Origin of the sequence: Belnapia moabensis DSM 16746 (assembly GCF_000745835.1) — a bacterium.
Classification (GTDB): domain Bacteria; phylum Pseudomonadota; class Alphaproteobacteria; order Acetobacterales; family Acetobacteraceae; genus Belnapia; species Belnapia moabensis.
On record NZ_JQKB01000012.1, the window covers coordinates 131,943 to 139,571 of the forward strand.

4 protein-coding genes and 1 tRNA gene are annotated in these 7,629 nt (G+C 61.7%); 1 reads left to right on the forward strand and 4 read right to left on the reverse strand.

What is annotated here, in order from left to right; all coding sequences use genetic code 11:
- Nucleotides 1-60: 60 nt before the first annotated feature.
- Nucleotides 61-135: transfer RNA gene (locus tag EP26_RS10580), tRNA-Thr, on the forward strand.
- A gap of 42 nt (nucleotides 136-177) precedes the next feature.
- On the opposite strand, the gene EP26_RS10585 is transcribed toward EP26_RS10580, so the two are convergent.
- The 4 genes from EP26_RS10585 to EP26_RS10595 all read right to left on the reverse strand — a co-directional run bounded on the left by EP26_RS10585 (nucleotide 178) and on the right by EP26_RS10595 (nucleotide 7,387).
- Entirely contained in the window at nucleotides 178-1,215 is a 1,038-nt protein-coding gene (locus EP26_RS10585) for a tyrosine-type recombinase/integrase (RefSeq protein WP_043338375.1), read from the reverse strand.
- A gap of 814 nt (nucleotides 1,216-2,029) precedes the next feature.
- Entirely contained in the window at nucleotides 2,030-2,164 is a 135-nt protein-coding gene (locus tag EP26_RS38095; protein WP_281177077.1) for a hypothetical protein, read from the reverse strand.
- A 1,311-nt stretch (nucleotides 2,165-3,475) separates the two neighbouring features.
- Nucleotides 3,476-5,872, reverse strand: coding sequence for a hypothetical protein (locus EP26_RS10590; RefSeq protein WP_043338377.1), 2,397 nt, complete (start codon nucleotides 5,870-5,872; stop codon nucleotides 3,476-3,478).
- 459 nt (nucleotides 5,873-6,331) lie between these two features.
- Complete coding sequence (locus EP26_RS10595) at nucleotides 6,332-7,387, reverse strand: hypothetical protein (RefSeq protein WP_043338378.1); 1,056 nt, start codon at nucleotides 7,385-7,387, stop codon at nucleotides 6,332-6,334.
- Between the last annotated feature and the right edge of the window lie 242 nt (nucleotides 7,388-7,629).

Genomic DNA, 7,629 nt, shown 5'->3' on the forward strand with positions numbered 1-7,629 from the left:
TCTGCTTGATAGGGTGTTGCCGTGGCGAGCGGGCGCTTGTATTGAGCGCCCGTCTGCGTCGCCGACATAGCTCAGCGGTAGAGCAACTGATTCGTAATCAGTAGGTCCCCAGTTCAATCCTGGGTGTCGGCACCAGACTTTCTCCTTTGTTTTCTGTAGGTTTTGAGGCGGCGCTGGTCAGGCGGCTCCGCCAGTTAGATGGCCCTGTGGCCGGTTCTGTGCTGCCCGCCCTATGGCCACATGCAGGTCTTGGGTGCGGAGATGGCCGTAGCGGGAGGTCATCTGGATGGTCGAGTGGCCGAGGATTCGGCTCAGGTGGTAGAGATCGCCGCCCGCCTGCACGAACCATGAGGCAAAGGTGTGCCGGAGGTCGTGCCACCGGAGCCCAGTGATCCTGGCTCGCCGGCAAGCGGCACCGAACCCCTTCTTCATGTCTCCGTACCGGCTCCCGTCAGCCTTGACGAGCAGAGTGGCGGCGCCCCTTGGTCGGTCCTTGTCGGCGAGGACGGCCTGGATGGTCGTGATCGCGGTATCGCTAAGGGGCACCCTTCGTGGGGCTCCACTCTTGGTCCGGTCCAGCACGATCTCTCGGCGATGGAGGTCGAGCGCTGCCAGGGTCAGTCCGAATAGCTCTTCCTTCCGCAATCCGGTTTCGACCGCGAGGACGATGGCTGGCCGGACATGATCGGCCGCTTCCGCCAGTAGGGCTTGGTACTCGGTCGGGCTGAGGAATCGGGTTCGAGGCCGGGCCTCCTTCAGGGTTCGCTTGCTGAATGCCGTGACCGGATTCGTGTCCAGCCATCCCCATCGGGTCGCCATGGCACACATCGAACTGAGGAATGCGAGATCACGACGAATCGTCGTGTCGCTGACGCCGCCCCGCTTCCGCCATGAGACGAACTCTCCGATTAGGCGCCGGTCGATCTCGTCGAGGTGGTGCCCGGCGAAGGTTGAGCGGCACGCCCGATCAGAGGTCGCATAGCAGGCGCGGGTCTTGGGCCGGATCGACGCCTCGTCGAGAAAGCGTTGTGCGGCATCCTCGTAGAGGTGACGAGGACGATCACCTCGGGCCTTCCTGGCGTACTCAGCTAATAACCGTTGGAGAAATGCCTGCGCCTCAGCCTTCTTGGAAGTGTGGGCAGACCGGCGGACATGATGTCCATTGGCACGAAATCGAACCCAGAACACGCTGCCGCGCCGGTACACAGATGCCATCCAACCCTCCAACCACGATGACTTATCAGATCGGAGCATGGGAGATGCAGGTCGTCTAATTCAATTCGAAGAATCACTGAATTATTTGATTTGGTCACGGTCGGCGGTCGAGACGCGGACATAGAGGGTGGCGCCCTTGGCGGCGGGACGGTTGACGGTCATCCTGCGAAACAACCACATCACTTTGCGATGCCAACGAATTAGATGATTCTGAGCAGCCCCGAGGCGGAGTGAGCCCAAGCTCAAATGCGGGTTCCGGTGGGCTGATTGCAGGGGATTAGCGACCACCTGCGGCCTGCCGATTTGCGGAAGCGTCCTTTGAAGTCGCCCTTACATGGTCCCGACCTGCGATCGGCGGCGGAACCTCGGCGGCGATCCACCTCAACCCTGGGCACAAGCTTGAAGGCAACGGCACTAGCTGATCCGAGACCGAAGTGACCGATTGCTTTGATCCCGGATCGTCAGATGGCTTGGAGGCAGGGCAGGACCCGGCAGAATACGTTGCAAAATGGTCCAGACCGCAAACCATCCTCAGCCGCGACCCAGTTCGGCGATCTCGCCCGGTAGTCAGCAAACAATCTCTATACCGTTACAAAAGATGGTATCAATATCGTACAAATCGGGGGTGACGGGCGGGTTACCGGGCAGCGCGCAGGAATGGCGGAGCGGCGCCGGGATGGTTGTTAGCCAGCACGATCAAGATACCCCGCCGCTGGGCGCGACCTGGGCCACCATCCCATGCGCAATTATCAATGGCTCCCGCAGCACCTCAATCCGACATGGTGTGAGAGGCGCAGCGCAAAAATCTCCGACACTAAATAGAAGCATGCATGATCCAGCCGACTACCCCCACTCCGTCCGCCTCCCAATCTCCCGCGCTGTCCTCGGGCGTCGCTTCGAGGAAGCCTTCCAGAGATGTCGCCATGCCGCGCATATTTTGTCGAAGCATGATTGCTACATCCAAGCCATCTATGAAGACCATCAGCGCGTTGGCTACGAGTTCTGCTTTCGGAATTTACTGATGGTAATGCGGCTCTGCCTCTATCATCAGTCTGTCTTACAGGGACGGCCTTTCCCTCTCGCAAAGTGGCGGTAATGCGGTACTGGGAAATCGCAGACAGCGCAGCCAAAGTTGTCAAACCGAAGCTGCTGCCCACCAACTCAGCGCATAAAGCCTACGGCGCCAAACAGCTAGCCCGACCTCACGGCAACACCGAACGTGAGTTCATGAAGAAAGCCGCTATCCTGGCGCCGAAGCCGTGAGCCGAACTCCACGATCCACCCGCGCCATGCTCTCGCGGGCTGAGGCGCTACAATCTGATGTAATCTCCGCCCTGTTCGCTGCCGGCAGCCTTGAGGTCGCCGAAAGGCTCCAGCGCTGCCAGGAAGAAAGAATGAGTAGGCGAGGTGGTGAGGCAGTAAGGGGTTGGCCTTGGCGGTGCCGCTCCGCTGGCTGTTGGGCATGTCGCCGGGCGATATGTCAGCGCTGGTGGCAGGGGGTCACACTCTGGCCCAGCGATGCTGACCCCAGCGTCAGTCTTGTCCATCTACCGTTCGTGTATCAGCCAGGGAGGCTCCGCCCAGCAGTTCGATACCATCGCCGGGCCTGCCGGGATTTGCGGGATCGCCGAGCGCGGCAGAGCCATCGATGGCGACTGGTGGCGATGGCGGGGATGGTCTTTGACGACAGGACTATGCTGCTGGTGGCTAGGCATGCGGGCATTAACAGACGAGAGATTGCACAGGCCTTCCAATCGCGGTGGCCGGACGCTTCCGTAGGGAAGATCGGCACAATGCCGGCATCGTGGGAGTTCGATCTCGATGATGCGGTTGAGCTTGCCCGTGTCCGCCGGGGCGTGGAGCCTCTGCGAATTGTGGTGCTGCCTCAGCGTGGAGTTCATGCCGGCGTCCAATCCGAACGAAATGTGCGAACCGGCGGTTTGGAGCCGATGCCCTTTTTGTTCTAACCGAGCATCTAGCAGCAAGGGTGCTGCCGATTTGTGCGACGAGCACGACTCTTTGCAGGAGGTAACAGGGAGCCGATCACAACCCGTCCTGTGAGGGCGACTCCCTGATCATCCGCTGGCTAGAAGACAAGCCCCTGGCCCGCCTCCCCTACCCAATGATCTGCGGTGGCGCCCGCGATGAATGCCTCGCTGAAGTCATGCTCATGCTCGACATCCTTGGGATGCCCTTTGAGCCGTTGAGCAACACCATTTATGGATAAGGGATCGCGGTGGTTACCCACCGCGCCCCGTTATCAAACCCCGAACTGGTAGTCCACGCCGGAGTTGCTGGGGACGTAGTAGGCCACCCCCTCGTAGTCATACGCGTGGTCGAGTGTGCGGATCACGATATCCCGCTCCTCCTCAGACGCCGTGTAGAAATGCGTCCCGCTCTCGGGCTTGAAGAAGCGATGAACGGCGGTGAAGCCATCCTGTGGAGTGTCGCTGACCGAGAAGGTCGGTCCCTCATAGTCGTACCATTGGCCGAGGGTGTTGATGACGATATCCCGCTCATGCTCGGACGCGGTGAAGAAGTGCGTGCCGGTGTCCGACCTGTAGAAGCGATAAAGGGGGCTCACACCCACATCGCCCGGATCGGCCGCATGATAGGCCACGCCCTCATAGGTGTAGGCATGGCCGAGATTGGCGATCACACTGTCCCGCTCCTGCACGGAATCCGTGTAGAAGTGGGTGCCGGTACCCGGCTTGTAGAAGCGGAAGACCTCCGGGTTGGCGAAGTGCAGTTCGTCGATCCCGTTCAACCAATCGCTGCCATCCCGCCACGCCTTGGTGTCGGTCACGGTGAACTCTCCACCACCGTAGGAGATTACGTACTCGGAGCGCGGCCCCTGGTAGTAGGCGATGTTGTAGCCATCGCCGCCGAGGATGACATCATTGCCCGCGCCACCAGCCAGCTTGTCATCGCCAGCCCCGCCGTTGAGGTTATCCGACCCACCCTTGCCCGCGATGGTGTCGTTGCCCATGCCGCCGGGGAGGGAGTTGTCGTTGTTGTCGCCGATGATGAGGCGCGGGATGGAGGCGCCCGGTCCGGGGTTGGGAGGCACCACAACGGGCGGCTGGGGCTCCGCTGGAGGCTGTGCAGGCGGTTGCGGTTCAGCGGGAGGCTGCGGCTGTGCAGGGGGCTGTGTGGGCGGCTGCGCAGGTGGCTGAGCAGGTGGCTGGGGCTCAGCAGGCGGAGGCTCGACCGGCGGGGTGACGGCCACATCCCGCCAGCCCACCGCCATGTCCACACCGCGATCCACCGCCGTGACACCCTCGATTCGGTAGGTGCCCGCCGCCGTGCCATCGGTGCGCCACAGGCTTGGATCGCCATGCCCGGCCCAGAACAGCGCAGTGCCATCCCCCATGGCCTGGAAATCGCGGGGGTTGGAGTTGCCGGGGAAGCCGTCAATCTGCTCGGGAAGGATGTCGAGCAGCAGATGGGCATCAGTCCCATCGGTGACGTAGAGTTCCCGCCCGGTCGCGTGGTTGAAGGCGCTGAACACCATCAGCCCCGGCCGCAGCAGGGTGAAGTTGGTCGCATAGGACCCTTCGGGGCCAGGGTTGAGATATTGCAGGACGCGGGTACCGGCCTCCGTCCCATCGGTGACCCAAATCTCCGGGTCAAGCGGCTGAAGACCACTGCCGTCCGCGTGGAAGCCGAAATTCATGTGGGTGACGAAGATGGCCCGCCCATCGCCCAGGGAGGTGAGCTTGGAGGGCATGCTGAAGGCGCCATCGAAGGCGCTGAACTCGGGCACGAGGTCGTCCACCCGGCTGATCTGGTAGTCCCCTTCCGCAGCGGAGAACTCCACCCGGAAGAGTTGCCGGCCCACCGCCCCCATATAGTCCTGGCTGGCGAAGAACAGGCCCACGCCGGGCGACAGCAGGGTGAAGTCGCTCGGCTGCCCATCGACCGGGCCGCCCACATCGGCGAGCAGGCGGGTGCCCTCGGGCGTGCCATTGGTCACATAAAGCTCGATGCCGCGCTCGCTCTGCGCGCCGAAGACCGCCGTGCCGAGGTTGATGTTGCCGAGATCAAGGAACTCGATCGGCTTGGTGGGCAGGTTGCCCTCCACCAGATCGGCCAGCCGCTTGGTGCCCTCGACGGTGCCATCGGTGACCCAGGGCTCGCTGACGCCCTGCGCATCCTTCGCGCTGAACAGCACCTTGGTGGTGCCGCCCATGCCGTCCTTGCTGGGATGGAGGATGGTGAAGCCCGTAGGATCGCTGCCATCGTTGCCAGGGATGATGTCCATCAGGCGCTTGGTGCCCTCGGGCGTGCCATCGGTGACGTAAAGCTCCCGACCACCGCCCGAGCTATCGCCACTGAAGATCGCCCGGCCGCCCGGCAGCGCGAGGAAGTCCTTGGGATTGGTGGAGCCGCCGCCCTGGCCGGGGGTGAGGTCGTTGAGGATCATGGTCCCCTCGGGGGTGCCATCGGTGATCCAGGCCTCGCGCCAGTTGCCGAAGCGGAAGGCGGAGAAGATCACCCGCCCATCGTCGAGGGTGGTGAACTCGGACGGGTTGGAGCTTTCGTCGTCTGCGTAGATGTCCTTGAGCAGACGGGGGCTCTCGCCGTAGCGATTAGTGATCCAGAGTTCAGTGCCACCTTGGCCTTGGGCGGCGAACACCACATACGGGACCTGCATACAATCTCCCACGACCACAGTCCTAAGTCGTATAATGGGAGCCTTTTAGTTTCGAAATGCGTATTATAATCTACCGATCGTAAAAAGCTCGTTATATATACGTTCTACGAACAAACGAATTCAATTTTCAACCTTTTGGTGATTTAGCCCTCATTTTCGCTCATGCACGTTCTTGAGCCGAGTGCAAAGCGTTCTGATCTACTACCCAGATCGCGCAGAAATAGTCAGCAGTTTATGTGTCCGCCTGCCCATGCCCCTGAGAACTGATTTTAGTTGGTCCGGAGGCGGGTTTAAAAATGGGTGAACTCGGCGATCCATTGGTCAGCGCATGACCAAAGTTGGGTCGGCGGCAAATCGCTGTGCCACGTGATTTCTCCGGACTTGCCGTCCCCAGCGTCCGTCCACCCGCTTGCACTTACATGGCTCAGAGAATGGTTGCAGTTCAAACTGCCCTGCCGCTCAGGCGGCGATCTCCTCGCCATCCTCCTCCTCATCATCCTCGTTCAGATCATCGCCCCCCAGGCCATGCTGACGCCGGGTTGCACCATGCAGCCTCGCCAAGGCGGTCTGCGGATCGGCGGCTACCAACTTGACCCCATTCGCGGCGAGGCCCCTCAGGAGGGTTGCCTGTGCACCATCTGCCGGCGCTTCGTTCTTCGGTCCGGCACATTGGTCGAGGACCCATAATCCACCACCAACACGTCGGAGTGCTACCAGTATCCGGAGTTCGTCGGCGATGAGGTAGACGCCCGTGCCGTCAATGAGGCGCAGATGGTGTTCTGCTGCTCCCCAATGGTGCAGCGCCAAACAGTTTTGAAACTCCTTACCGAGCCGCTGAAGCTCATCAGTGCTGGCGATCAGCCGGTAGGGTGCGGGCACCAGAAAGCCTGGGTCAGGTGCCGGTAATCGCCCGAGTGCTCGCGTGAGACGGCGCACCAAGGCCGGCAGCCCCGCCTTGGGTGGGAGGTGGAGATCGTCTCCACGGACGACCCCGTGCGCTCGCAGGAATGCCACCAAGCTGTCGGCGAACTCTGCATGGTAGCGGTCCCGAAGCCTGACAAAGATGGCAGCGACCTCGGCGTCCATAGCGAGGAGTGCTTCGCAATGGGTGAGGCATGCCTCGTCGATCGCTTTGGCTTCGAACAGCGCATCAGCGAACGGACCGGCGGCGATTTTGCCGACCCGTTTGTAGAATTCCTGCTTGCGAACCCGATCTCCCGCGCGGTCGAGTGCTCGGTAAAGTCGTGACGGAGAATTCGGCAACGCGGCAGCGAGAAGGTCGCGCGGGTCGGTGTCGTTGATCATGGCAGCAATCTCAGCATCAGGCCCGGCGGCATCTGGTGCGAGGTGGAGAAAGGCGCCAATCGAATGCACGGCCTCTCTGGGCGCCATGATGAGGCGGGCGATCAGGATCGGCCTCACCCGGATCAGGGCGGCCATCCGCCCAGCGTGCCCGCCAAAGGCAAGCAGGAGAGGGGCACGCTCGGTGGCGGGCTGGCTGCGGTCGTCGCTCATCCTTCTGGCTTAGCCGAGAACCGAAATTTGGCAATGAAATCGGTCAGGTGGTGCGGTGAGGCTCGTTGGAAGCACCTTCCCGACCCCCATTGGTCCAGTCAACTAGACCCGTGCGAAACCAGATGATGGACCTCGCCGACGCATAGGGGGGGCTCTGTTGCACAAATGGCCTGAGGGGGATTCATCTCGTGAATCCAGCGTGATAGCTGGACGGCATGAGCAGACCGACACCGCCGACTTAC